General features: G+C 42.7%; 1 tRNA gene. It reads right to left on the bottom strand.

Going from position 1 to position 262, the window contains the following annotated elements:
* Positions 1-136 precede the first annotated feature (136 nt).
* A tRNA-Ala gene (locus tag CVV77_RS21885) sits at positions 137-212 on the bottom strand.
* Positions 213-262 lie beyond the last annotated feature (50 nt).

The raw sequence follows: 262 nt of genomic DNA, 5'->3' as shown, positions 1-262 counted from the left end.
TTATTAAAAATGAATTAACAGGTACGTTTTGTCTTGTTTAGTTTTCAAAGATCATTTCGTTTGTTCGCTTTGTTAAAGCAACTTTATTAGTATACAATGCTGCTTCTTCAAAGTCAACAACTTTTTTAAAAACTTTTGGTGGAGCCTAGCGGGATCGAACCGCTGACCTCCTGCGTGCAAAGCAGGCGCTCTCCCAGCTGAGCTAAGGCCCCATTAAAATGGTCGGGAAGACAGGATTCGAACCTGCGACCCCATGGTCCCA

This window comes from Bacillus sp. SN1 (assembly GCF_002796895.1).
Lineage (GTDB): Bacteria > Bacillota > Bacilli > Bacillales > Bacillaceae > Bacillus > Bacillus inaquosorum.
This window is presented reverse-complemented; position numbering and strand designations above follow the sequence as displayed.